Below are 22,776 nucleotides of genomic sequence, written 5' to 3' on the forward strand. Positions count from 1 at the left end.
TCGTCGTTTCGCTCCTCGCAATGACGTGAGGAGAGATCATCTCGTCATTGCGAGCGAAGCGAAGCAATCCATCACGCCGCAAGCGAACAGCTAGCCGCGCTTCTCCACATTGCCGCTGCGCGCGGGCACGCCGAACTCCTTGCGGCAGACCTCGGCCAGAACGGCGACGCCCTCGCGGATCTGCTCATGCGAGGGGCTGGCGAAGCAGAGGCGGAGCCGGCTGCCCGAATGGGCCTTGCTGGTCGACCATTCCGGTCCCGGGTTGATCGAAACGCCGGCGGCGAGCGCTGCCTGATACAGCTTCATCGTGTCGACATTATCCGGCAGCTTGACCCAGAGGAAGATGCCGCCCTTCGGCGCCTCGAACTCGGCGGCGGTGCCGAACTGCTCGTTGAGCGCCTCCATCAGCGTGTCGAGCTTGGCCCGCAGACCCTTCGTCAGCCGCGGCACGTGGGTCGCGAAATGCGGCGCGCAATATTCTGACAGCACCATCTGCTCCAGCGCGCCGGAGCCGGCGTCGGTCTTCAGTGCCAACATCCGCGACATCATCTCCCAGGGCGCGACGATGAAGCCGACCCGCAGCGCAGGCGCGATCGACTTCGAGAACGAGCCGATATGGATCACCCCGCCATGCCGGCTCATGGCGTAGATCGCGGGCGGCCGCTCGCCGCTCCAGACCAAATCGGCATAGCAATCGTCTTCGAAGATCGGCACGCCGTATTCTTTGGAGAGCTTGAGCATCTCGGCGCGCCGGCTCTCGGGAAGGATCGAGCCGGTCGGGTTCTGCACCGTCGGGATGGTGTAGATGTATTTCGGCGTGATGCCGCGCTTCTTGTGGTCGGCGAGCGCTGAGGCCAGCGCGTCGATCCGGATGCCCTCGCCATCGAGCGGAATGCCGACGGCGTTGACGCCGAGCCGAGTCAAGCGGTTCAGCGAGCCTTGATAGGTCTCCTGCTCGATCAGCACGGTGTCGCCCTTGGTGAGCAGGGTGTGATTGACGAGGTCGAGCGCTTGCAGCGAGCCGGAGACGATCATGATGTCGTCCGGCGTGCAGGCGATGCCGGCATCGCGCTTCAGCTTGTCGGTGAGGAACTTGCGCAGCGGCAGATAGCCCTGCGGGCCGTGGGCGAGATTGTAGGTCGCGAGATTCCGGCCCTCGCGCTTCAGCACGCTGTTGACCGCCTCCAGCAGCCCCTCGACCGGCACCTGATCGGGATCGTTGTTGCCGCCGACGAAGCTGTACTTGGCGAGCCCGGTCCACCGCGCGGCCGGCGCGGGCAGGCCGGCCGGGAGCAGGGGTGCAAAATCGAACTGGGCTGAAGTGGACATGGCTGTTTCGCTCCCGTGTTGTTTTCATTGAGAAGGCCGTATCGTGGCCTCCCCTGAAAGTCAGTTCTTGCCAACCAGCCTGATCGGCCGGCCCTGGGTGATGAAGGCATAGTGTCCGGCACCGACGCTGCCGACCATCAGGGCCTCGACCACTGGTTCCGCGATGTCTGCGGCGGCCGCCCAATCGACCACGAAATTGGCGCCGGTGCCGCCCCGGACATCCGACGTGGCGATCGAGACCTCGACGGTCGCGAACGGTTTTAGCGCGATCGGGGATTTGAGGTAGCTCTCCACCATCTTGCCTGATGTGTCGAAATAGGCGATCCGCTTCAGGACCAGCGGCTTGGTCTCGGAGGCGTTGTGCACGCTCAGCGTCACCGAGAAATCGGCCCTGAACTTGCCCTGGCTCATCGACACGCTGGAATAAACCGGCACGTAGAACGCGCCTGTTGTGGCGAGATTTTCCGTGGGCACCGCGGTCAGCGAGCCCGCAAAATTTTGCTCAATACTTCCGGCGGCTTGCGCTAAAGCCGGGTCCATGCGCACGGTAAGCAGACAAGCGAGAATCGCCAGAAAAAAGCCGCCTGCGCGGATGTGACACATTGCTTGATTGATCCTCACGCCCGGCCCTCTAGGTTGCGGCAACAGGAAGACTTGGGGCATGCACGAACTTATTCGCGATATCACGCTATCCATCCTGTTCGCCTGGGGCGTCGGGCTGCTCGCCCATTTCTCCCGGCAGCCGCTGATCCTGGCCTACCTTATCGCCGGCTTTTTCATTGGTCCATTCGGCATGGGCTGGGTCAAGTCCCAGGAGTCGATCAGCGTCATCTCCGAGCTCGGCCTGATCTTCATGCTGTTCATGATCGGGCTCGAGATCGACCTGAAGAAGATCGTCCGTGCCGGCAAGGTGATCCTGTTCGCAGGCGCCGGCCAGCTCCTGGGCGGCTGCCTGATCGGGGCGCTGTTCTTTGCCGGCATCGGGCTTGCGCTCGGCGGCGGCAAGTTCGATGCGATTTATCTCAGCGTCGCCTGCGCGCTGTCCTCGACCGTCATCATCGTCAAGGTGCTGTACGAGAAGCGCGAGCTGGACACGCTGCCGGGCCGCATCACGCTCGGCATCCTGGTGCTGCAGGACATCTTCGCCATCCTGTTTCTGGCAGTGCAGCCGAGCCTCGACAATCTGCAGATCGGCGTCGTGCTGCTGTCGATCGCGCGCGTCGCGGTGCTGGTCCTGACCGCCCTGGTGCTGAGCCGCTACGTGCTGCCAAAACTGTTCCATCAGATCGCGCGGCGGCCCGAGCTCGTGCTGCTCGGTGCGCTCGCCTGGTGTTTCCTGATCGGCGAGATCGCAGAACGGCTGCATCTGTCGCGCGAGATGGGCTCGCTGGTCGCCGGCGTCTCGCTGTCGACCTTCCCCTACGCGCTCGACGTCACCGCGAAGGTGACGACGCTGCGGGATTTCTTCATCACCTTGTTCTTCGTCGCGCTCGGCATGACGATACCGATTCCGGGCCTGTCGGTGATCAACCTCGCGCTGATCATCGCGGCGTTCACGGTGGTGAGCCGGCTGCTGACGACGTTCACGCCGCTCTATCTGATGAAGCAGGGCCTCCGCGCGAGCCTGCTGCCGGCGATCAACCTCGCGCAGATCTCCGAGTTTTCGCTGGTGGTGATCCAGACCGGAACGGCCGCCAATCACATCGCCACCGAGACCGCGAGCGCTGCCTCGTTCGCCTTCGTGGTGCTGGCGGTGCTTTCGACCTTCGCGATGGGGCGCAGCGACCAGATCGTGCGCGGCCTGATCGGCCCCTTGAAGCGGATCGGCCTGCGCGACCTCGACCACGGTCAGGACGGCGCCAAGGGCGAGGGGCACGAGGGCGGCCATGGCGAGATCAGGCGCATCGTCATCCTCGGCTTCTTCCGCGCGGCGAGCGCGCTGCTCAGCCAGATCGAGCGGCAGAACCAGTCGCTGCTCGAGCAGATCAGCGTGATCGACTTCAATCCGCTGGTGTTCCGCACGCTGAGCGACCGCGGCCTTCATGTGATCTATGGCGACATCAGCAATGTCGACACGCTGGTCCATGCCGGCATCGGCAAGGCCGAGATCATCATCTTGAGCGTGCCGGATTTCCTCCTGGTCGGCGCCGACAACGAGAAGCTGGTGCGCCACGTCCGCGCGCTCAACCCGACCGCGAAGATCGTCGCCACCGCTGACCTGTTGGCTGACGTCAACGACCTCTACGCCGCCGGCGCCGACTACGTCACGGTGACCCGGATCAGCGACGCCGCCGAGCTCTACACCGTGATCGAAGCCGCCGACGCCGGCCTGCTCGACGACAAGCGGGCCGAGATGGACGCAAGGCTCAGCGACCGCCGCGAGGTGCTGCCGTAAAGGCACCAGCCTTGTAGCCCGGATGCAGCGAAGCGAAATCCCGGGGGTCGTGCCCGCGGAAAAATCCCGGATTGCGCTTCGCTTCATCCGGGCTACGAAGCGGTGTCTACCCCTCTGGCATACCTGCCCGATGCATGGCGGGTTGCATAATGATACTGGCGCGGGCTTCGGAACCCGGCTAATCCACTGGTTGCAATCAGCGAGATATCAGGACAATGGCCGATACGATCCAGGAAGTGCTGCAAGCCTTTGCAAGGGGCGAACTCGTCGTCGTCACCGACGATGACGACCGGGAAGGCGAGGGCGATCTGATCGTCGCGGCGTCGTTCTGCACGGCGGAAAAGATGGCCTTCATCATCCGCCACACCTCCGGCATCGTCTGCGCGCCGATCACCCCCGAGGACGCCCGCCGGCTGCGGCTCGATCCGATGGTGGCGCACAACGAGTCCAACCACACCACCGCCTTCACCGTGTCGATCGACTACAAGCCCGACGGCGGTACCGGCATTTCCGCCGAGGAACGCGCCTCCTGCTGTCGCGCGCTCGCCAATCCCAATGCCGGCGCCGCGGACTTCGCGCGCCCCGGCCACATCTTCCCGCTGATCGCGCGCGACGGCGGCGTGCTGTTGCGGTCCGGCCATACCGAGGCCGCGGTCGATCTGTGCAAGCTCTCGGGCCTGCCGCCGGTCGGCGTCATCAGCGAACTGATGAACGACGATGGAACCGTGATGAAGGGCGAGCAAGTGGCGAAATTCGCCGCTGCCCACAAGCTCAAGCACGTCACCATCGCCGACATGATCGCCTACCGCCAGGCGCGCGAGAAGCTGATCGAGCGGGTCGCGACCTTCACCACGGAAAGCCCGATCGGCCAGTTGCAAGGCTATGCCTACCGCTCGCCGTTCGACGAGATCATGCACGCCGCCTTCGTCTATAACGACATCGGTGACGGCAGGAACGTTCTGACCCGGCTGCACAAGCCCAACATCGTGAAAGACCTCTTCACCGGCCAGTCGCGGATGGAAGCGGTACTGCGGCACTTCAAGGATGCCGGCCGCGGCGTGCTGGTCTATCTGCGCGATGGCGCTGCCGGCGTTCCGGTCGAGCCGGTCGGCGAGAGCAAGTCGGCAGAGGCCGACCGCAACAAGCAGTGGCGCGAGGTCGGCGTCGGCGCGCAGATCCTGCGCGATCTCGGCGTCAGCTCGATCCGAAACCTGACCTCGTCGGTGCACGACTACAAGGGCCTGTCCGGCTTCGGCATCGAGATCGTGTCTAACGAGAAGCTGGACAACTAGCTTTCGTCATTCCGGGGCTCGCGAAGCGAGAACCCGGAATCCATTTCGCCATCGGTTGTGCTCGACAATGGATTCCGGGCTCGCGCCAAGAGGCGCGCCCCGGAATGACGGCGATCCCAATCCAATTGCGCTTTGCACCGCAGCGCCTTAATTTATCTGCCAAATTCCGAGAGACGACGCGAAAGGATGTTTCATGAGTGTGAGCCCCAAGGCAAAGGACAAGCCGGCTGCGGCCAGCTTCCAGTGGGATGATCCGTTCCTGCTCGATGACCAGCTCACCGAAGACGAGCGCCTGATCCGTGACACCGCGCGAGCCTACGCGCAGGACAAGCTGTTGCCGCGGGTCACCAAGGCTTATCTCGAGGAGAAGACCGACCGCGAGATCTTCAACGAGATGGGCGAGCTCGGCCTGATCGGCGTGACGCTGCCCGAGGACTATGGCTGCGCCAATGCGAGCTATGTCGCCTATGGTCTGGTGGCCCGCGAGATCGAGCGCGTCGATTCTGGCTATCGCTCGATGAACTCGGTGCAGTCCTCGCTGGTGATGTATCCGATCTACGCCTATGGCGACGAGAACCAGCGCAAGAAGTACCTGCCCAAGCTCGCGACCGGCGAATGGGTCGGCTGCTTCGGCCTCACCGAGCCGGACGCCGGCTCCGACCCCGGCGGCATGAAGACCCGCGCCGAGAAGGTCGCCGACGGTTACAGGCTCAACGGCGCCAAGATGTGGATCTCGAACGCGCCGATCGCCGACGTGTTCGTGGTCTGGGCCAAGTCCGCGGCGCACGATAACCAGATCCGCGGCTTCATCCTGGAGAAGGGCATGAAGGGCCTGTCGGCGCCGAAGGTCGGCGGCAAGCTCTCGCTGCGCGCCTCGATCACCGGCGAGATCGTGCTCGACAACGTGGTGGTGCCGGAAAGCGCGCTGCTGCCCAACGTCTCCGGCCTCAAGGGTCCCTTCGGCTGTCTCAACCGCGCCCGCTACGGCATCTCCTGGGGCGCGATGGGCGCCGCCGAGGACTGCATGCATCGCGCCCGCCAGTACACGCTGGACCGCAAGCAGTTCGGCCGGCCGCTCGCCGCCACTCAGCTGGTGCAGAAGAAGCTCGCCGACATGGAGACCGAGATCGCGCTCGGCCTGCAGGCCTCGCTGCGCGTCGGCCGCCTGATGGATGAGGGCAAGATGGCGCCGGAGATGATCTCGATCGTCAAGCGCAACAATTGCGGCAAGGCGCTCGACATTGCCCGCGTGTCGCGCGACATGCACGGCGGCAACGGCATCCAGATCGAGTATCACGTGATGCGCCACACCGCGAACCTCGAGACGGTCAACACCTACGAGGGCACGCACGACGTGCACGCCCTGATCCTTGGACGCGCGATCACCGGCATCCAGGCGTTTTCGTAAGATCTCGCCCCCCGTCATCCTGAGGTGCGCGCCTTCTTGGGCGCGCCTCGAAGGATGGACGGCCGGGCTCGTGCCCGACATCCTTCGAGGCTCGCAAGCGCTCGCACCTCAGGATGACGGCTCACAAGGAATCTCCCATGGCCGACAACGACGACATCCCGTTCAACCGCGACTTTCCGCTGAAGCCCGGCGTGGTCGAGGAGGTCCGCCCCGGCGTGCGGCGTGTGCTCTGCAACAATCCGAGCCCGTTCACCTTCACCGGCACGGTCAGCTACATCGTCGGGCAGGGCAAGGTCGCGATCATCGATCCCGGTCCCGATGACGAGGCGCACGCGAAAGCGCTGCTCGATGCGGTGAAGGGCGAGACCGTGACGCATATTTTGGTCACCCACACCCATCGCGACCACTCGCCGAATACGCCGCGGATCAAGGCCGCGACCGGCGCGCCTGTTTATGCCGAGGGGCCGCACCGCGCCTCGCGGCCGCGCTACGAGAGTGAGAAGCACAATCCGGAATCCGGCGCCGATCGTGACTTCCGGCCCGACATCGTGGTCAAGCATGGCGACGTCATCGAAGGCGCGGGCTTCGCGCTGGAGGCGGTCGCGACCCCCGGCCACACCGCCAATCATCTGGCGTTCGCATGGGCCGAGCGCAGCATCAATTTCGTCGGCGATCACGTGATGGGCTGGTCGACCTCGATCGTGGCGCCGCCCGACGGTTCGATGATCGACTACATGGCCTCGCTGGAGCGGCTGGAGCAGCGGCCCGAGCAGCTGTATTTCTCGGGCCATGGTCCGGAGATCCCGGAGGGCCCGCGCTACGTCCGATTCCTGGCGCGGCACCGCCGGGCGCGCGAGCAGTCGATCCTGCACCGGCTCGGCAAGGGCGAGGCCGACATCCCGACCATGGTGCGTGCGATCTACATCGGCCTCGACCCGCGGCTCGCCGGCGCCGCCGGCTATTCCGTGCTGGCGCATCTGGAGGATCTGGTCGGGCGCGGGATCGTGGTGACCGACGGCGATCCGGTGATCGGCGGAACGTATCGGCTGGCGTAAGCGCGGCTCTCTCCACCCGTCATTCCGGGGCGCGCGATAGCGCGAGCCCGGAATCCATCTGGCCGCAAGCCCTGAGGCGAAATGGATTCCGGGCTCGTGCTTCGCACGCCCGGAATGACGAGGTGAGGGTTATTTCTTCACCGTCTTCGCCGGCGGCGGCTTCGGGGCAGGCGCCGGCTTCTTCACCGGCTTGTCCTTGTCGTTCTCGGCGGCGGCGTTTAGGTCCTCGATCAGCTTTTTTACCCGCGCGGCGTTGCTGCCGAGATCGGCGTCGAAATAGCGTGAGGCGGAGCGGATATCGACGCGCGCATCGTCGCCGTCGGCGGTCACGCGGATCGAGACATCCTCGCGGAACCCCATAATCGGCGTGCGCGCCACCGCTTCGATCCGGCCGGTGCGGCGCGGCGGCTGCGGGGGGCGCTCGTCGATCACGAGCCATTTGCGCCGGTGCACCAGCCGCAGCGTCAGCTCATAGGCGCGGTCCACCGGAACCTCGAGCTCGACCGTTTCGATGTCGGGATAGGCCTTGCGCTGCTGGTCGGCTGAATAGAGGCCGGCATAGATCGCCGGGTTGGTGCCTTCGCCGGTGCGCAGCCGCGCCAGCGCCTCGAATTTCGGCGGGTCGATCGAATCGGTGGTGATGTCGTAGATCCGCGGCAGCTTGCGGTACTGATAGGCGAGGTAGCCGGGATAGGCGAGCACGGCGGCGTCGATCAGGAACGCGAGCAGGATCCGGCCCATGCCGCGGGTGCCGTTCTGCCAGATCGCGGCGAAGGCAGCGAGCCCGAGCAGGATCGACAGGCCGGCGCAGGCGAGCGCGCCGAAGAAGGTCGCCAGCGCCGGCTTCACCTCGAGGAAGTCGAAGCGGAGGATCAGGATCGAGACCACCACGACGACAACGGAAAAAATGGCAAGGTTGCGCGACCAGGTCGCAAGACCGGACACGGGTTCCTGCTGGTAGGGCGCGGAAAACCTGCGGGCCATGCTCTCGAAATCTGCCTGTTGAAATGCGCCGGGCGGCCAATGCCGCCGCTATTGCCCGCTTGAGACCATGGCCCTGCGGCAAATTCAAGGGAATTAGGCGGTGTTATCACCCTCCCCTGGAGGGGGAGTGTCGGCTCACATGGAGCGCAGCGCAATGTGAGACGGGGTGGGGTGATCTCTCAACACGAGGTAGCGGCCGAGCGGATGGACTGCCACCCCACCTCGGTTCGCATGCCGCTACGCTGCATGCGAACCGATCCTCCCCCTCCAGAGGAGGATGGCTCTGCGTCCTACGCCGCCGCGTTCGGGAAGCGGTAGTCCTTGAACTGATCGCGCAGCGCCGTCTTCAGGATCTTGCCGGTCGCGGTGTGCGGGATGCCGTCGACGAAGGCGACGTCGTCGGGCATCCACCATTTGGCGATCTTGCCGTCCATGAACTTCAGGATGTCCTCGCGCGTCGCGCTCTGGCCCTGCTTGAGCTGCACGATCAGCAGCGGACGCTCGTCCCATTTCGGGTGGTGCACGCCGATCACGGCGGCCTCCGCGACCGCCGGATGGCCGACCGCGAGGTTCTCCAGATCGATCGACGAGATCCACTCGCCGCCGGACTTGATGACGTCCTTGGAGCGGTCGGTGATCCGCATGTAGCCGTGCTCGTCCATGGTCGAGACGTCGCCGGTGTCGAAATAGCCGGCGTCGTCGAGGATGTTGGCATCGACCCGGAAATACGCTTTCGCGATCGCCGGACCCGAGACCTTGAGGCGGCCGAAGGTCTTGCCGTCCCACGGCAGCTCCTTGCCGGAATCGTCGGTGATCTTCATCTCGACGCCGAACGGCGGATAGCCCTGGGTCTGCAGGATGTCGAGCCGCTCCTCGCCGGTGCGTGCGGTGAACGGCGGCTTCAGCGTGGCCAGCGTGCCGAGCGGGCTCATCTCGGTCATGCCCCAGGCGTGGCGCACCTGGCTGCCCATGTCGAGGAACGCCTTGATCATCGAGCGCGGCATCGCCGAGCCGCCGCAGATCACCATCTGCAGGTCCGGCAGCTTGAGATTGTTCGCCGCCATGTATTGCAGCAGCATCAACCAGACCGTCGGCACGCCGGCGGTGTGCGTGACCTTCTCGGTCGACAGCAGCTCATAGACCGAGGCGCCGTCGAGCTTCGGGCCCGGCATCACCAGCTTGGTGCCCATCGAGGGCGCCGAGAACGCGATGCCCCAGCTGTTGGCATGGAACAAGGGGACCACCGGCAGCATTGTGTCCGCGGCGGAGGTGCCCAGCGCGTCCTTCGAGTTAGCCATCAGCGCATGCAACACGTTGGAGCGGTGCGAATACAGGACACCCTTGGGATCGCCCGTCGTGCCGGAGGTGTAGCACATCGCCGCCGCGGTGTTCTCGTCGAAGGTCTTCCACGCGAACTTGCCGTCGGAAGCCGCGATCCAGTCCTCATAGGCGACCGCGTTCTTCAGCGTCGTCTCCGGCATGTGCGCCTTGTCGGTCAGGATCACATAGCGCTCGACGCTGGGCAACTGGCCGACGATCTTCTCCAGCACCGGAACGAAGGTCAGGTCGGTGATGACGATGCGGTCCTCGGCGTGGTTGACGATCCAGGCGATCTGCTCTGGAAACAGCCGCGGATTGACCGTATGGCAGATCGCGCCGATCCCCATGATGCCGTACCAGACTTCGAGATGGCGCCAGGTGTTCCAGGCAATGGTGGCGATGCGGTCGCCGAGCTTGATGCCGTCGCGCTCCAGGCTCTGCGAGACTTTCAGCGCGCGGGCATGGATTTCGGCGTAGGTGGTGCGATGAATGGGTCCTTCGACCGAGCGCGTCACGACCTCCTGCGTGCCGTGATATTTCGCGGCGTGCTCGATAATCTTGTGACACAGCAAAGGCCAGTCTTGCATCAAGCCAAGCATACGCAAATCCCTCCTCAATCCTCGCGCATGATCTGCCGGCATCTTGGCGGCCGGCAGTAAAATCATGGAACTGACATGAACTGTAGCGCGGAGAAAGCAAGCCGAAAATGGCCTGATGGCGCGTTTCGTCGCTCCCGCGCGGCAATGGTTACCGCTGCCGCGGCAGCGCTTTGGCTTGGCATGCAAGCCGGGCCGGCGGAGGCTGCTCGGCGCTCTGCAGGCTTCCCATGGGACGATCTGTTCGGCACGCACCCCCACCACAGGCCGCGCGCGGCGCCGCGGCGCGTGGTGGTACCGTTGCCGAAGCCGCGCCCCGCAGAGGCACCTGCCGCGGAGCAGCCCGAACCGCCCGCGGCTGCGACGCAACCTCCTGCCCAGCCCGCGCAACCAGCCGAGGCTGCCAAGCCGGCCGAACCCGCTGCGCCGCAGCCCTCGGCCTGCCGGCAGGCCCTCACCGAGGAGATTGCGATCGCGCCGAGCATTCCGGACATCCACGGCGCCGGGGGCTGCGGCGGCGAGGATCTGGTGCGCCTCGAGGCGATCGTGCTGCCGGACAAGCGCAAGGTCACGGTGAAGCCCGTGGCGATCCTCCGCTGCAAGATGGCGAGCGAGATCGCGGACTGGATCCGCACCGACATCGCGCCGCTCGTGCAGGGGCAGGGCAGCGCGATCAGCGTGCTCGACAATTTCGACTCATTCGAGTGCCGCGGCCGCAACCGCGTCGCCGGCGCGCAGCTCTCCGAGCACGGCCGCGCCAACGCGCTCGACGTGCGCGCGTTCGGTCTTGCCAACGGCAAGTCGATCTCGCTGACCGACCGCAGCGTGCCACGCGGCTTGCGCGAGAGCGTGCTGCATTCGGTGTGCGCACGCTTTGCGACCGTGCTCGGCCCGGGTTCGGATTGGTACCACGAGGACCATATCCATCTCGACCTGATGGAGCGTCGCAACAACTACCGGATCTGCCAGTGGAATGTGTACGATCCGCTGCCGCAGACGGCCCCGCTGCTCCCGGCCGAGCGCCCCGAGGAGGCTCCGCCGCGCGAAGTCGCCGCCAAATCCGACGGTGGCAAGGATGAGAGGTCGAAGGCCGATACGTCGAAGCTTGGCGACGGCAAGCCGAATGCAACGAAGTCAGGTGACGCAGCCGCGCCGAAGGGCGCCGCTGAAACCAAGCCGCAGCCAACAAAAAAGCGCCGGCAAAGCTGGCGCTTTTGAGCTCGTCGATAACGAGAAGATCAGTAGGTGGCGCCGCCACCGCCCTGCAGCGCCATCTGCGGCTTGTAGGGGCTGTCGCCGTGCTTCGGCTCCAGCACCACGACGATGGTGCCGAGCTTGACGCGGTTGTAGAGGTCGATGACGTCCTCGTTGGTCATGCGGATGCAGCCCGAGGAGATCGAGGCGCCGATATATTCCGGCTGGTTAGTGCCGTGGATCCGGAACAGCGTGTCCTTGCCGCCCGAGTAGAGATACATCGCGCGCGAGCCCATCGGATTGTCCGGGCCCGGAGCCACATAGGTCGGGACGCCGAGGCGAGAGATCTCACCCGGGGTCGGGTGCCAGGCCGGCCATTCGGTCATGCTGCCGACCTTGGCAATGCCGGACCAGGCCATCGCCTCTTCGCCGACCGTGATGCCGTAGCGGATCGCCTTGCCGTCGTTCAGCACGTAATAGAGGTAATGGTTGTCGGAATCGACCACGATGGAGCCCGGGGCTTCCTTGCGGTGATATGCGACGATGGCGCGGCGGAATGGCTCGGCGACCGGGGTCTTGACGTAGGTGGTCTTGGCCAGCAGTTCCTTGTCACGCGGCTTGAAGTTCGAGGTGTTGGTGGCCTCGTAGGTTGTGGCCTGCATGCAACCCGACAGCATCAGGCCCGCGGCCAGGATCCCGAAGATAACTTTGAGCGACGACATGATTTACATTCCAATCGAAAATCTGCGCTCTAACGCGCCAATATCGCGCTCCAAACGCCACGATTCCTTCAATGGCATTATTGCCGAAACCCGACTTTCTTCCCAGCGTTTAGATGCTCTTCCCGCGTTGCGGGACGCGATCTGTGGCTTTTTTGCCGCAAGTTCGCTGGCGCCGGATGGAATTTTGTGCAAACAGGCAACGGTCCCCGAGTCGATGCCCAACGCGCTGGCCGCCTCGCCGCCACAAGGATGGACGCTCGGTTAATCCGCCGGTCATCAAGCGCCCGTCAGAATCGCGCTAAGTCCACGGGTCATGCGTCCCGTTTCGTGGAGTTCCTATGCTGTCGGTGTTCGTCCCCTCCGAGTTTACCCTCAAGAAGGCCGCCGTCACCGACCTGGCGGCGTTGCCGGAGGCCGCGGTCTGGGTCGACCTGGTGAACCCGACCGTCGAGGAGGACAGGGCCGTGGAGAAGCTCGCCGGGATCGCGGTGCCGACCCGGGAAGACATGCAGGAGATCGAGATCTCCAGCCGGCTCTATATCGAGAACGGCGCGCGCTACATGACCGCGACGCTGATGTGCCAATCCGACACCGACATGCCGCGGACCACGGCCGTCACCTTCATCCTGACCGGCCACCGCCTGGTCACGGTGCGCTATGACCTGCCGAAACCGTTCGCGCTGGTCGAGAACAAGCTGGGCCGCTCCTGCGCGCCCACCATCACCGGCGAGCAGGTGCTGATGGAACTGCTGGATGCGGTGATCGACCGCTGCGCCGACATTCTGGAGCGCTGCGGCTCCGAGATCGACGAGGTCTCCCACGACATCTTCGAGCCCGAGAGCGAGCGCCACGGCCAGGCCAAGCGCTATTCGCAAATCCTGATCGCGATCGGCCGCAAGGGCGACCTGACCTCGAAGGTTCGTGAAAGCCTGGTCTCGATCGGCCGCCTCGTCACCTTCCTCTCCGCGGTGGTGGAGGGCGTGAAATGGTCCAAGGACATGCGCGAGCAGCTCAAGACCATGCAGCGTGACGTTTCGTCACTGACCGACCACGCTTCCTATCTCTCCAACAAGATCACCTTCGTGCTCGACGCCATGCTCGGCGTGGTCAATCTGGAACAGAACAACATCATCAAGCTGTTCTCGGTGATGGCGGTCGTCTTGATGCCGCCGACCCTGATCGCCTCGATCTACGGCATGAATTTCAAGGTGATGCCGGAACTCGAATGGGTGCACGGCTATCCGATGGCGCTGATCATGATGCTGGTCGCGGCGATCGTGCCGTACTGGATCTTCAAGTGGAAGAAGTGGCTGTAGGACGCTGCTTTTCAGCGTGCGCGTCGCATTTTGGGATTCGGGCAGGCTGCCTTATTTCCTCTTCTAAAATTTGAGCGTTGCGCTGAACGTTTGGGCGAAACTTGTCTGCGATAACGCCGTCCTCGAAAGCCGGAGGACAGCAATGGTTGCGAAAATCATAACGCCACGGCGTAACGTCATCGACTTTGCGCGCTATCAACAGGGCCGCGGAGCAGGCAAGGTGCAGGCGATTTCGCCGAGGCTTTGCCGATACTGTGGCGCTGCGCTGCTCGATGGTGAGAACGAAGACGAGTGCTCCAGCGCGCTGAACACGCTTACGCTGCAGCCGCTCGAGAACAAGCCGCGCCGGTTCTACGCGGACTAGAAGCTCTCGCTTCCGAGGCAGAAGCCTCGCCTTCCTCGTTACGTCTGCACTCGAAGCAATCCCGACGTGAGGCCGCGGCGGCGGCCGGGATCGCCTCGACACCCTTCAGTGAAGTGACCAGCCTCTCCAACGCTCAGACGTGCTGACCGCCGTTGATGTGGATCTCGGCGCCGTTCACGTAGGAGCTGGTTTCCGTGCACAGCACGTAGATGATCTTGGCGACTTCGTCCGGCGTGCCGAGGCGATGCATCGGGATCTGCTGGTCGACGATCTTCTCGGTGCCCGGCGACAGGATCGAGGTGTCGATCTCGCCGGGCGCGATCGCGTTGACGCGGACGCCGACACGGCCGAAGTCGGAGGCCATTTCCCGCGTAAGCGCAGCAAGCGCCGCCTTCGACGTCGCATAGGCCGCGCCCGCGAACGGATGCACGCGCGAACCGGCGATCGAGGTGACGTTCACCACCGCGCCCCGGGCGTGCTTCAGCTCCTCGATCAGGCCGCGCGCGATCATGATCGGGGCGAAGAAGTTGACATGGAAGACGTGGGTCCAGGTCTCGATGTCGGTGTCCATGGTGCCGAGCCGGCCGCCGCCGGGCGCCTTCGGCGAGATCGCCGCATTGTTGACCAGCGCGTGCAGCTCGTCGTTGTCCAGCCGCCGGCGGATCTCGGAGATCGCGCGCACAGTGTCGTCGTGGCTGCCGAGGTCGACCTCGATATGGTCCTCCGGCCCCGCGCCCCACGGGCAGACTTCCGGAAACGCGTGCCGCGACAGCGTGATGACCCGCCAGCCGGCGGATGAGAAGCGGATCGCGGTGGCATGGCCGATGCCGCGGCTCGCGCCGGTCAGGAGCAGCGTGCGCCGCGGTGCATTGGATGAGGGGGGCATGTCGGTCTTTCAGCGTTGAACGGCGTCTGCGTCTGATTGGGGTCAGGGATAGAGCCGCACTTTCGACCATGCATGATCCGCGCCGTCACGGCGGAATTCGATGCGGTCGTGCAGGCGGAATGGGCGGTCGTGCCAGAACTCGAAGCGCTGCGGCGTGATGCGCCAGCCGCTCCAGCCCGGCGGCCGCGGCACCTCGCCGATGACGTATTTGGCGCCGACCTTTGCAATGGCCTGCTCGAAGGCGAAGCGGCTCTCCAGCGGCTGCGACTGCTTGCTGGCCCAGGCGCCGATCTGCGCCTGCTTCGGCCGCGTCGCGAAATAGGCGTCGGCCTCGGCATCGCTCACCGGCGTCACCGGCCCGCGGATGCGCACCTGGCGGCGCAGCGATTTCCAGTGGAACAGCAGCGCGGCCTTCGGGTTGGCGGCGAGCTCGCGGCCCTTGGCGCTCGCGATATGACTGTAGAACACGAAGCCGGCGGCATCGAAGCCCTTCATCAGCACCATGCGCACGTCAGGCAGCCCGTCGGCATCGACGGTGGCCAGCGCCATCGCGTTCGGGTCGTTGGGCTCGGACTTGACCGCCTCGGCAAACCATTCGGCGAACAGGGCAAACGGCTCCTCCGCCGCGGTAAAATCACCCGATGTTAACGGTGCCGGGTGTTTGATGGAGCTCGTGTCGGTCATGTCAGGGGTCCCGATTTGCATTCGCCCGCGTCCCAGAACGCATTGCTAGCCCTATATAGGGCATGCGGACGCATTGGCCTATCGTCGATCCCGCCCGCGGGCACCGTGGTCATTTTGATCCTGATCGGCGTCGGTGCCGGCGGCTGTAGCATCTCGCGCAGCGATGCCTTCGCCAAGCTCGACGACAAGGATGTGACTGGTACGATCAGCCCGACGCTGGCGAGCGCGCCGGCGCCGACCGACAGCGATCTCGCCTTCACCCGAAATGCCGCCTCCGACGTGCTGACCAAGGGCAGCAAGGATTCCAGCCAGCCCTGGGAGAATCCGGAGACCGGCGCGCGCGGCTCGGTGACGCCGCTGGCGCAGTCCTATTCGGGCGAGGACGGCCGGACCTGCCGGGACTTCCTCGCCAGCTATGTCAATGGAACCACCGAGAGCTGGCTACAGGGCGCCGCCTGCAAGACTGGACAAGGGCGGTGGGAAATCCATAGCCTGAAGCCGTGGCGAAAGTCCTGAACGCATCTTGCCTGGATTTTCGGGGCCAGAGGGGCGGGGCGAGTTGCAAAAATGCCACTAAATCCCCACATGAACGCAAAGTGGGCCCGTTCGGGTCCCGGACCCAGAATCGATGTTCCCGTGAAGGAGACGTGACGGATGCGCGACCCCTATGAGGTCTTGGGGGTGCCGCGGAGCGCCAGCGCCGCGGCGATCAAGAGCGCCTATCGCAAGCTCGCCAAGAAACACCACCCCGACAGCAACAAGAACGATCCAAAGGCGGCGGCCCGCTTTGCCGAGATCAACAGCGCCAACGAGATCATCGGCGACGAGGACAAGCGCAAGCAGTTCGATCGCGGCGAGATCGACAGCGAGGGCAAGCCGCGCTTCCAGGGTTTCCCTGGCGGCGGCGCAGGCGGCCGTGCCGGTCCCGGCGGATTCGAGTACAGCTTCCGCACCGGCCCTGGCGGCAGCGGCGCGATGGGCGGCGGCAGCTTCGAGGACATTCTCAACAGCATGTTCGGCAATGCCGCGCGTGGCGGCGGCCGCGCCGGGCGCGCCAACCCGTTTGACTTCGAGGGTGGCGGGGTCGGCGTCGACCTCGATCTGTCGGTTGCGATGACGGTGTCGCTGGAAGAGGCGGTCAATGGCGGCGAGAAGCGCGTGCGCCTGCCGACCGGCCGCGAGCTCAACGTCAAGATTCCCGCCGGCGTCACCAGCGGTCAGCAGATCCGGCTGAAGGGGCAGGGCGAGAACGCGCCCGGCCATCCGCCCGGCGACCTCCTGATCACGATATCGATCGCGCCGCATCCGTTCTTCAAGGTCGACGGCAATGATCTGCGGATCGATCTGCCGGTGACGTTGTATGAGGCGGTGCTCGGCGGCAAGGTCCGCGTGCCGACGCTCGGCAGCGCGGTCGAGCTATCGATCCCGAAGAACACTTCGAGCGGCCGCACCTTCCGCCTCAAGGGCAAGGGCCTGCCCAAGGCGGGCGCATCGGGCGATCTCTACGTCACCACCCGCATTATCCTTCCCGACGGGAACGATGCCGAACTTGAGGCATTGATGCAGACGTGGCGGGAGCGACATCCCTACAATCCGCGCGGCGATCTCGGCTGATCGCAAGGCAACGCGCTCAAGATGCGAAACTGCACTACCCCGGAGTCCTTGGGGGTAGACAACAGGCATTGCGAGCACGTTGAAAGAGGGCCAAGCCGCTACCTTCCGTTCTGCGGCGTGCAGAACCGTCCCGGGCAGCGGATAAAGGAGTGCGGCCTCGAGAGGGGGACCAGCGCGGTACCAAGCCCCAATCGAGGCCGCGTGCGCCGATCGGCGGATCGAGCGCACATCATCTTCGCGTGAGCATCCGGTGCGATAATGAGACGCGCCAATGTCGCGATTCGAAATTTTCGATGTCGGAATTGGGACGGCGAGTGAGGCGGGATTCATTCGGCGTCCTTCGCCCGTAGAACTACGGCGCGCTACCTTGCTTGGTGTCATCGCCCAGCTTGACCCAGAGACAGGTGTGATTGAGCGGATAGGCCGCGGCGTACCGGATCCCCCGGTCCAAGTGCGCAATTGCGCACAGTGCGGACGATGACGGCGGTGCGTGAGGGCAAAGCCTCACATCCTCTCAGCCGCCGCTCTTTTCCATCTGGTCGTAGACCGCCTGCGCGACCTGGGTCAGGCGGCCCCGGTCGTTGCCGCCGCTCACGACATAGGCGACGCCGCGATCGGCCCAGAACAGCGCGCCGTCGCTACCCTTGACCGAGTAGCGCATCTGAGTCGGCTCGGTCTTCGCCTTTGCGGTGTAGATCGTGAAGCGCTCGCCGGACGCACCTTCATACATCAGGAACGAGGCCGGCCCGCTCGGCCCGGGCAACAGCCGGCCGCCGACCAACTTCAGCCCGGCGAGCTCCGGGGCCCGGACATCCCAGCCGCACCGCCTCGTCAGCCATTGCTGCAGATGGTCGCGCTCACTGCCGGGCACCTCGACCGGATGGCGGACCTCGACCACGTAAAGTCGGTGCGCATCGAGCGCGTCGAGCGTGAAGCTCTGGACGATTGACGGCGTCGCCGCCGCACCGCGCGCGATCCAGCCGGCGCCGCCGCCGGCGACAAAGGCCATGAGCGTCGCCGCCACCGCGCCGTAGACCCAGCGCCGCGGCTGGCGCTGCAGCCGTTCGATCTCGAGCCGCTTCGGCACCGCCTCGTCCACCACGGAATCGTAGCGCGCGTGCAGCGTATCTGCCATCTCGCGCCATGACTGGACCCGCGCTGCGTCGTCGGGATGCGCGGCGAGCCACGCCTCGACATCGGCGCGGCGTTCGGCCGGCAGCTCGTTGTCGACGTAGGCGTGGAGCTCGTCTTCGGTGACGGGGATGTTCGGCTCGGTCATATCGTCGTCTCTGTCAAATCTCGCTTCGATAATCGTTCAAGCACAGGCCAGTCGCGTATGTCATTTCACCCGCCTGAGCGCCGGGCGCTCGCCCTCCAGCATGGCCCGCACATGGGCGCGGGCGCGGGCGAGGCGGGACATCACGGTGCCGATCGGCACGCCCTGGATGTCGGCGACCTCGCGATAGCTCATGCCCTCCAAGACCACGAGCAACAGCACCGAGCGCTGCTCCTCGACCAGCGTCGACAGCGCGCGCTCGATGTCGCGGCTCTCGGCCTCGGTGCCGCTGGCGTCGGCATTGTTGTCGAGCAGCGGCACCAGCGGCGGCCGCCGCGCCAGCGAGCGCCGGCGATTCTTGTTCAGATTGGTCAGGATCGTATAGAGCCAGCTCCTGAGGTCGCCGCCGAGAAACAGTCTTTCCGAGCGCAGCGCGCGCACCAGGGTATCCTGCACCAGATCGTCGGCGATGTCGGCGTCACGTGCCAGCGCACGCGCGTAACGGCGCAGCGCCGGAATCATGGCCTCGACACTTTGACGAAACGCGTTCATGTATCCCAGCGCTTGATGGTCGCGGCGAAAACCGCCTTATCGAGCATAACACCCGAATCCAGCGGCTATTCCACTTGCGCGGATTTGCGCAGGGTCTGCGCGCGGATTGGTGCTGTACCGGGCCGGACTGCTGGTGTAGCGAACTCCCGCAAATTCGGCGCATGGCAGGACTTCTCGCAGACTCCGGCCGAGCGCGCTCGACTGGCTCAGCAAGGACTGGCGATTCGCAGATGCCCGCTCCGACGATCTACTTCATCCGTCACGGCGAGACGTCGTGGAACGCGGCGGGCCGATTGCAGGGTGTACAGGACATCGGCCTGAACGACCTCGGCCGCCACCAGGCCGCGCATGCCGGTCGTGTGCTCGGCGGTCTCATCGCGCGCGACGGCCGCGACACGTCGGCGCTGTCGTTTGTCGCCAGCCCGCTGATCCGGGCGCGCGCGACCATGGAGCTGGTGCGCGGCGAACTCGGCCTGCCGCCGGCCGATTACGCGCTCGACGCGCGGCTGCGCGAGATCGCCTACGGCGTCTGGGAAGGCTCGACACTGGCGCAGGCGCAGGCGGCCGATCCCGCGCTCTATGCCCGCCGCCAGGCCGACAAGTGGACAGTGTCGCCGTCCGGCGGCGAGAGCTATGTCGAGGTGCAGGCGCGGATGACCGACTGGTACCACTCGGTGACCTCGGACACGGTCGCCGTCGCCCATGGCGGCACGGCGCGGGCGCTGATGGTCGGGCTCGGCTACGAGACGCCGGCCAGCGCCGCGGATCTCTTCATCGAGCAGGGCGCGGTTTATGTGTTCGCCGAGGATGGACTGCGGAAGTATAGTTAACTTGCCCCGTCATTTCGGGTGATGCGCTGTGCACCGCCCAGGAATGATGGAGCAACGTTTGACCCCGGTGCCATCGCGCGTTACCACACGCCCATGTCCTTCAACACCTTCGGCCATATGTTCCGCGTCACGACCTTCGGCGAGAGCCACGGGGTTGCGATCGGCTGCGTGGTCGACGGCTGCCCGCCGCTGATCCCGCTCGACGTCGCGGAGATCCAGCGCGACCTCGATCGCCGCCGGCCCGGCCAGTCGCGCTTCACCACCCAGCGCCAGGAGCCGGATGCGGTGAAGATCCTGTCCGGCGTGATGGCGCATCCGGAGACCGGGGTGCAGGTGACGACCGGCACGCCGATCGCGCTTCTGATCGAGAACACCGACCAGCGCTCGAAGGACTATTCCGAGATCAAGGACAAGTTCCGGCCCGGCCATGCCGACCTCACCTATGAGGCGAAATACGGCCTGCGCGACTATCGCGGCGGCGGACGCTCCTCGGCGCGCGAGACCGCGACCCGCGTCGCCGCCGGCGCGATCGCGCGCAAGATCCTGCCCGAGGTGAAGGTGCGCGGCGCGCTGGTGCAGATGGGCCCGCACAAGATCGACCGCGGCAAATGGGACTGGGACGAGGTCGCGAGAAATCCGTTCTTCTGCCCCGACAAGGATAAGGCGGCCTTCTTCGAAAGCTATCTCGACGGCATCCGCAAAAGCGGCTCCTCGATCGGCGCGGTGCTCGAGATCGTGGCCGAGGGTGTGCCGCCGGGACTGGGCGCACCGATTTACGCCAAGCTCGACAGCGATCTGGCATCGGCAATGATGAGCATCAATGCGGTCAAGGGCGTCGAGATCGGCGCCGGCTTCGGCGCCGCCGAGCTCTCGGGCGAGGAGAACGCCGATGAGATGCGCACGGGCAACAACGGCACCCGCTTCCTGTCCAACAATGCCGGCGGCATTCTGGGCGGCATCTCGACCGGCCAGCCGGTGGTGGTGCGTTTTGCGGTCAAGCCGACTTCCTCGATCCTGACCCCGCGCCGCACCGTCGACCGCAAGGGCGCCGATACCGACATCCTGACCAAGGGTCGCCACGACCCTTGCGTCGGTATCCGCGCAGTACCGGTCGGCGAGGCCATGATGGCCTGCGTGCTGGCCGATCATTTTCTGCGCGATCGCGGGCAGATCGGCCGCTGAAGCGCGATGCATCGCGCTTTAGCGGCTTGTCCAGCCACGACCTTTGCAGAAAACCGCTTCACACTTTTCCGGATCGCGCCTTAATTCCTGTATAGTCGTGGTTGCCTGATCGGGTGCTCGCCTGGGGAGCTGCCATGAACGCGTCGGAATTGCGGGACATGATCGAGTGGATCATCGGCGGCGCGCGCTCGGCGCCGACCCCGCAGCAGATGATGGCGGAATGCTGCGAGCGGTCCGTGCGGGCCGGCCTGCCGCTGTGGCGCGTCGGCGTCTTTGTCCGCACGCTGCATCCTGAAATCTTCGGCCGGCACTTTCTCTGGAAGCCCGGCTCCGAGGTCGAAACCGGCACGGTCGATCACGATATCCAGAACTCCCCGGAATTTCTCGTCAGCCCGCTTGCGCCGGTGTTCAAGCAGGGGCTCGAGGTGCGAGCCCGGCTCGACGACCCCGCGAGCGCACGCTTTCCGATCGTCGAGGATCTGCGCGCCGAAGGCGTGACCGAATACGTTGCGCTGCCGCTCGTTTATACCGACGGCTTCATCAATGCTTCGAGCTGGACCACCAGGCAGCCGGGCGGCTTCACCGATGAGCAAATGGATGCGATCCGGTCGATCACCGTTCCGCTGGCGCGCTACATCGAGATCGTCACCTTGCGTCGCACCGCCATGCTGCTGCTCGACACCTATGTCGGCAACCGCGCCGGCGAGCGTATCTGGGGCGGCCAGATCAGGCGCGGCAGCGCCGATACGATGGACGCGGCGATCTGGTTGTCCGACCTGCGCGGTTTCACCGCGTTGTCGGACCGCTTGCCGTCCGAGACGGTGGTCGAGATCCTCAACCTCTATTTCGACTGTCAGGTCGCGGCGATACGCGACCAGGGCGGCGAGGTGCTGAAATTCATGGGCGACGGCCTGCTCGCGGTGTTTCCGATCGACGAATATGTCGGCGACGAGGCGCAGGTCTGCTCGCGGGTGCTGGATGCCGCGCGCGCATCCCGCGCCGGCGTCGCGGCGCTGCAATTTCCCAATGGTGAGGCGGTCGAGCGCTTCCGCTTCGGCGTCGCGCTGCATCTCGGCCGCGTGCTCTACGGCAATATCGGCGGTGGCAACCGGCTCGACTTCACCTGCATCGGGCCCGCGGTCAATCTCGCAGCGCGGCTGGAGAGGATCGCCGGCAGGCTCGGCCGCACGGTGGTGGCGTCCGAACGCTTCGCCGGGATCTGCAATGGCGGCTGGAGCGATCTCGGCGAGTTTCCGATCGCGGGTTTCTCGAAGGCCGAGCGGGTCTACGGCCTGCACGACGAGGCCTCGCGCGCAGCGGCCGGATAGGCCTCGGGGCGGGGCGATTAGCGTGCCGGTTACTCCTCCGGCTCGGTGGTGAACAGCAGGGGATAGCCCTTGGCGCGGCCGGCATCGGTGGCGCGCGTCGCCTTGGTCTCGGCGACGTCCTTGGTGAAGACCGCGACCACGCAGACGCCGCGCTGGTGCGCGGTGAGCATCACCTTGTAGGCCTGGTCGTCGGTCATGCGGAATTCGCCCTTCAGCACGGTGACGACGAACTCGCGCGGCGTGTAGTCGTCGTTGACCAGGATCACCTTGTGCAGGCGCGGCCGCTCGACCTTGGTCTTCGTCCTGGTTTTCGGCTTGACGACGGTATCGGGCATCGCCCGCCACCTCCCTCACGATTGCGCCCCGTAAGACTACCGTCTTCCGCCGCGAGTTGGAACCGGTCGATTTGCACGGGCTCGTTGCGGCAACGGCACGGCGCGTGCAACGTG

23 protein-coding genes are annotated in these 22,776 nt (G+C 65.4%); 13 read left to right on the forward strand and 10 right to left on the reverse strand.

The annotated features are described in order from the left end of the window. Positions 1-90 precede the first annotated feature (90 nt). On the reverse strand, positions 91-1,329 hold the full coding sequence (locus tag J6500_RS03210) for an aminotransferase-like domain-containing protein (protein WP_225711217.1): 1,239 nt from the start codon (positions 1,327-1,329) through the stop codon (positions 91-93). 60 nt (positions 1,330-1,389) lie between these two features. After that, the gene (locus J6500_RS03215) at positions 1,390-1,932 is read right to left on the reverse strand and encodes a DUF3124 domain-containing protein (RefSeq protein WP_376707750.1); all 543 of its coding nucleotides are present in this window, start codon (positions 1,930-1,932) and stop codon (positions 1,390-1,392) included. A 58-nt stretch (positions 1,933-1,990) separates the two neighbouring features. Here J6500_RS03215 and J6500_RS03220 point away from each other — a divergent pair, with 58 nt between their 5' ends. From J6500_RS03220 to J6500_RS03235, 4 genes are all read left to right on the forward strand, one after another. Next, complete coding sequence (locus tag J6500_RS03220) at positions 1,991-3,724, forward strand: cation:proton antiporter domain-containing protein (RefSeq protein ID WP_225711219.1); 1,734 nt, start codon at positions 1,991-1,993, stop codon at positions 3,722-3,724. Between the two features lie 215 nt (positions 3,725-3,939). Next, positions 3,940-5,016: a 3,4-dihydroxy-2-butanone-4-phosphate synthase gene (gene ribB / locus J6500_RS03225; protein ID WP_225711220.1), complete on the forward strand. Its 1,077-nt coding sequence runs from the start codon at positions 3,940-3,942 to the stop codon at positions 5,014-5,016. 193 nt (positions 5,017-5,209) lie between these two features. Then, positions 5,210-6,424 (forward strand): acyl-CoA dehydrogenase, encoded by a 1,215-nt coding sequence (locus J6500_RS03230; protein ID WP_225711221.1) that lies wholly within the window; start codon positions 5,210-5,212, stop codon positions 6,422-6,424. 137 nt (positions 6,425-6,561) lie between these two features. Beyond that, the gene (locus tag J6500_RS03235) at positions 6,562-7,479 is read left to right on the forward strand and encodes an MBL fold metallo-hydrolase (RefSeq protein WP_225711222.1); all 918 of its coding nucleotides are present in this window, start codon (positions 6,562-6,564) and stop codon (positions 7,477-7,479) included. Positions 7,480-7,608: 129 nt separating this feature from the next. Here the strand turns inward: J6500_RS03235 and J6500_RS03240 are convergent, their stop codons facing one another. Both J6500_RS03240 and J6500_RS03245 read right to left on the reverse strand, forming a co-directional pair. Then, positions 7,609-8,463 carry a DUF1499 domain-containing protein gene (locus J6500_RS03240; RefSeq protein WP_225711223.1) on the reverse strand — a complete coding sequence of 285 codons (855 nt, stop codon included), beginning with the start codon at positions 8,461-8,463 and terminating at the stop codon, positions 7,609-7,611. Between the two features lie 290 nt (positions 8,464-8,753). After that, positions 8,754-10,382: a fatty-acid--CoA ligase gene (locus tag J6500_RS03245; protein WP_225711224.1), complete on the reverse strand. Its 1,629-nt coding sequence runs from the start codon at positions 10,380-10,382 to the stop codon at positions 8,754-8,756. Between the two features lie 75 nt (positions 10,383-10,457). On the opposite strand from J6500_RS03245, the gene J6500_RS03250 reads away from it, so the two are divergent. Next, the gene (locus tag J6500_RS03250; protein WP_376707751.1) at positions 10,458-11,597 is read left to right on the forward strand and encodes an extensin family protein; all 1,140 of its coding nucleotides are present in this window, start codon (positions 10,458-10,460) and stop codon (positions 11,595-11,597) included. Positions 11,598-11,617: 20 nt separating this feature from the next. On the opposite strand, the gene J6500_RS03255 is transcribed toward J6500_RS03250, so the two are convergent. Continuing rightward, positions 11,618-12,295 (reverse strand): L,D-transpeptidase, encoded by a 678-nt coding sequence (locus J6500_RS03255; protein ID WP_225711226.1) that lies wholly within the window; start codon positions 12,293-12,295, stop codon positions 11,618-11,620. Here J6500_RS03255 and J6500_RS03260 point away from each other — a divergent pair. The 3 genes from J6500_RS03260 to J6500_RS03270 all read left to right on the forward strand — a co-directional run bounded on the left by J6500_RS03260 (position 12,294) and on the right by J6500_RS03270 (position 13,975). Further along, on the forward strand, positions 12,294-12,560 hold the full coding sequence (locus tag J6500_RS03260; RefSeq protein WP_225711227.1) for a hypothetical protein: 267 nt from the start codon (positions 12,294-12,296) through the stop codon (positions 12,558-12,560). The genes J6500_RS03255 and J6500_RS03260 overlap by 2 nt on opposite strands. 73 nt (positions 12,561-12,633) lie before the next feature. Next, the gene (locus J6500_RS03265; protein WP_225711228.1) at positions 12,634-13,611 is read left to right on the forward strand and encodes a magnesium transporter CorA family protein; all 978 of its coding nucleotides are present in this window, start codon (positions 12,634-12,636) and stop codon (positions 13,609-13,611) included. Positions 13,612-13,753: 142 nt separating this feature from the next. After that, positions 13,754-13,975: a hypothetical protein gene (locus tag J6500_RS03270; RefSeq protein ID WP_225711229.1), complete on the forward strand. Its 222-nt coding sequence runs from the start codon at positions 13,754-13,756 to the stop codon at positions 13,973-13,975. Positions 13,976-14,108: 133 nt separating this feature from the next. Here the strand turns inward: J6500_RS03270 and J6500_RS03275 are convergent, their stop codons facing one another. Together J6500_RS03275 and pdxH are read right to left on the reverse strand one after the other, a co-directional pair. Then, complete coding sequence (locus tag J6500_RS03275) at positions 14,109-14,861, reverse strand: SDR family NAD(P)-dependent oxidoreductase (protein WP_225711230.1); 753 nt, start codon at positions 14,859-14,861, stop codon at positions 14,109-14,111. 42 nt (positions 14,862-14,903) lie between these two features. After that, complete coding sequence (pdxH, locus tag J6500_RS03280; RefSeq protein WP_225711231.1) at positions 14,904-15,545, reverse strand: pyridoxamine 5'-phosphate oxidase; 642 nt, start codon at positions 15,543-15,545, stop codon at positions 14,904-14,906. A 105-nt stretch (positions 15,546-15,650) separates the two neighbouring features. Between pdxH and J6500_RS03285 the strand changes: the two genes are divergently transcribed. Beyond that, the gene (locus J6500_RS03285) at positions 15,651-16,061 is read left to right on the forward strand and encodes an RT0821/Lpp0805 family surface protein (protein ID WP_225711232.1); all 411 of its coding nucleotides are present in this window, start codon (positions 15,651-15,653) and stop codon (positions 16,059-16,061) included. 138 nt (positions 16,062-16,199) lie between these two features. Next, positions 16,200-17,159, forward strand: a complete 960-nt coding sequence (locus tag J6500_RS03290) for a DnaJ C-terminal domain-containing protein (protein WP_225711233.1) — start codon at positions 16,200-16,202, stop codon at positions 17,157-17,159. Positions 17,160-17,673: 514 nt separating this feature from the next. Here J6500_RS03290 and J6500_RS03295 read toward each other — a convergent pair. Continuing rightward, the gene (locus tag J6500_RS03295; RefSeq protein ID WP_225711234.1) at positions 17,674-18,438 is read right to left on the reverse strand and encodes an anti-sigma factor family protein; all 765 of its coding nucleotides are present in this window, start codon (positions 18,436-18,438) and stop codon (positions 17,674-17,676) included. 60 nt (positions 18,439-18,498) lie between these two features. Further along, positions 18,499-18,987, reverse strand: coding sequence for a sigma-70 family RNA polymerase sigma factor (locus tag J6500_RS03300; protein ID WP_225711235.1), 489 nt, complete (start codon positions 18,985-18,987; stop codon positions 18,499-18,501). A gap of 230 nt (positions 18,988-19,217) precedes the next feature. On the opposite strand from J6500_RS03300, the gene J6500_RS03305 reads away from it, so the two are divergent. The 3 genes from J6500_RS03305 to J6500_RS03315 all read left to right on the forward strand — a co-directional run bounded on the left by J6500_RS03305 (position 19,218) and on the right by J6500_RS03315 (position 22,327). Continuing rightward, on the forward strand, positions 19,218-19,817 hold the full coding sequence (locus J6500_RS03305) for a histidine phosphatase family protein (RefSeq protein ID WP_225711236.1): 600 nt from the start codon (positions 19,218-19,220) through the stop codon (positions 19,815-19,817). A gap of 93 nt (positions 19,818-19,910) precedes the next feature. Then, the gene (gene aroC / locus J6500_RS03310) at positions 19,911-20,999 is read left to right on the forward strand and encodes a chorismate synthase (RefSeq protein ID WP_225711237.1); all 1,089 of its coding nucleotides are present in this window, start codon (positions 19,911-19,913) and stop codon (positions 20,997-20,999) included. Between the two features lie 134 nt (positions 21,000-21,133). Beyond that, positions 21,134-22,327, forward strand: coding sequence for an adenylate/guanylate cyclase domain-containing protein (locus tag J6500_RS03315; protein WP_225711238.1), 1,194 nt, complete (start codon positions 21,134-21,136; stop codon positions 22,325-22,327). 29 nt (positions 22,328-22,356) lie between these two features. On the opposite strand, the gene clpS is transcribed toward J6500_RS03315, so the two are convergent. Next, positions 22,357-22,662: an ATP-dependent Clp protease adapter ClpS gene (gene clpS / locus J6500_RS03320; protein WP_225711239.1), complete on the reverse strand. Its 306-nt coding sequence runs from the start codon at positions 22,660-22,662 to the stop codon at positions 22,357-22,359. Positions 22,663-22,776: the final 114 nt, after the last annotated feature.

This window comes from Bradyrhizobium semiaridum, from assembly GCF_020329505.1.
Taxonomy (GTDB): domain Bacteria; phylum Pseudomonadota; class Alphaproteobacteria; order Rhizobiales; family Xanthobacteraceae; genus Bradyrhizobium; species Bradyrhizobium semiaridum.

Bases quoted from the DNA above. Each gene is read 5' to 3' on its own strand.
- J6500_RS03260 (WP_225711227.1), top strand. From the start codon at position 12,294: ATGATTTACATTCCAATCGAAAATCTGCGCTCTAACGCGCCAATATCG.
- J6500_RS03300 (WP_225711235.1), bottom strand. From the start codon at position 18,987: ATGAACGCGTTTCGTCAAAGTGTCGAGGCCATGATTCCGGCGCTGCGC.
- aroC (WP_225711237.1), top strand. From the start codon at position 19,911: ATGTCCTTCAACACCTTCGGCCATATGTTCCGCGTCACGACCTTCGGC.
- J6500_RS03240 (WP_225711223.1), bottom strand. From the start codon at position 8,463: ATGGCCCGCAGGTTTTCCGCGCCCTACCAGCAGGAACCCGTGTCCGGT.
- J6500_RS03230 (WP_225711221.1), top strand. From the start codon at position 5,210: ATGAGTGTGAGCCCCAAGGCAAAGGACAAGCCGGCTGCGGCCAGCTTC.
- J6500_RS03315 (WP_225711238.1), top strand. From the start codon at position 21,134: ATGAACGCGTCGGAATTGCGGGACATGATCGAGTGGATCATCGGCGGC.
- J6500_RS03295 (WP_225711234.1), bottom strand. From the start codon at position 18,438: ATGACCGAGCCGAACATCCCCGTCACCGAAGACGAGCTCCACGCCTAC.
- J6500_RS03290 (WP_225711233.1), top strand. From the start codon at position 16,200: ATGCGCGACCCCTATGAGGTCTTGGGGGTGCCGCGGAGCGCCAGCGCC.
- J6500_RS03215 (WP_376707750.1), bottom strand. From the start codon at position 1,932: ATGTGTCACATCCGCGCAGGCGGCTTTTTTCTGGCGATTCTCGCTTGT.
- J6500_RS03305 (WP_225711236.1), top strand. From the start codon at position 19,218: ATGCCCGCTCCGACGATCTACTTCATCCGTCACGGCGAGACGTCGTGG.
- J6500_RS03255 (WP_225711226.1), bottom strand. From the start codon at position 12,295: ATGTCGTCGCTCAAAGTTATCTTCGGGATCCTGGCCGCGGGCCTGATG.
- ribB (WP_225711220.1), top strand. From the start codon at position 3,940: ATGGCCGATACGATCCAGGAAGTGCTGCAAGCCTTTGCAAGGGGCGAA.
- J6500_RS03250 (WP_376707751.1), top strand. From the start codon at position 10,458: ATGAACTGTAGCGCGGAGAAAGCAAGCCGAAAATGGCCTGATGGCGCG.
- J6500_RS03265 (WP_225711228.1), top strand. From the start codon at position 12,634: ATGCTGTCGGTGTTCGTCCCCTCCGAGTTTACCCTCAAGAAGGCCGCC.
- clpS (WP_225711239.1), bottom strand. From the start codon at position 22,662: ATGCCCGATACCGTCGTCAAGCCGAAAACCAGGACGAAGACCAAGGTC.
- J6500_RS03220 (WP_225711219.1), top strand. From the start codon at position 1,991: ATGCACGAACTTATTCGCGATATCACGCTATCCATCCTGTTCGCCTGG.
- pdxH (WP_225711231.1), bottom strand. From the start codon at position 15,545: ATGACCGACACGAGCTCCATCAAACACCCGGCACCGTTAACATCGGGT.
- J6500_RS03245 (WP_225711224.1), bottom strand. From the start codon at position 10,382: ATGCTTGGCTTGATGCAAGACTGGCCTTTGCTGTGTCACAAGATTATC.
- J6500_RS03270 (WP_225711229.1), top strand. From the start codon at position 13,754: ATGGTTGCGAAAATCATAACGCCACGGCGTAACGTCATCGACTTTGCG.
- J6500_RS03210 (WP_225711217.1), bottom strand. From the start codon at position 1,329: ATGTCCACTTCAGCCCAGTTCGATTTTGCACCCCTGCTCCCGGCCGGC.
- J6500_RS03275 (WP_225711230.1), bottom strand. From the start codon at position 14,861: ATGCCCCCCTCATCCAATGCACCGCGGCGCACGCTGCTCCTGACCGGC.
- J6500_RS03235 (WP_225711222.1), top strand. From the start codon at position 6,562: ATGGCCGACAACGACGACATCCCGTTCAACCGCGACTTTCCGCTGAAG.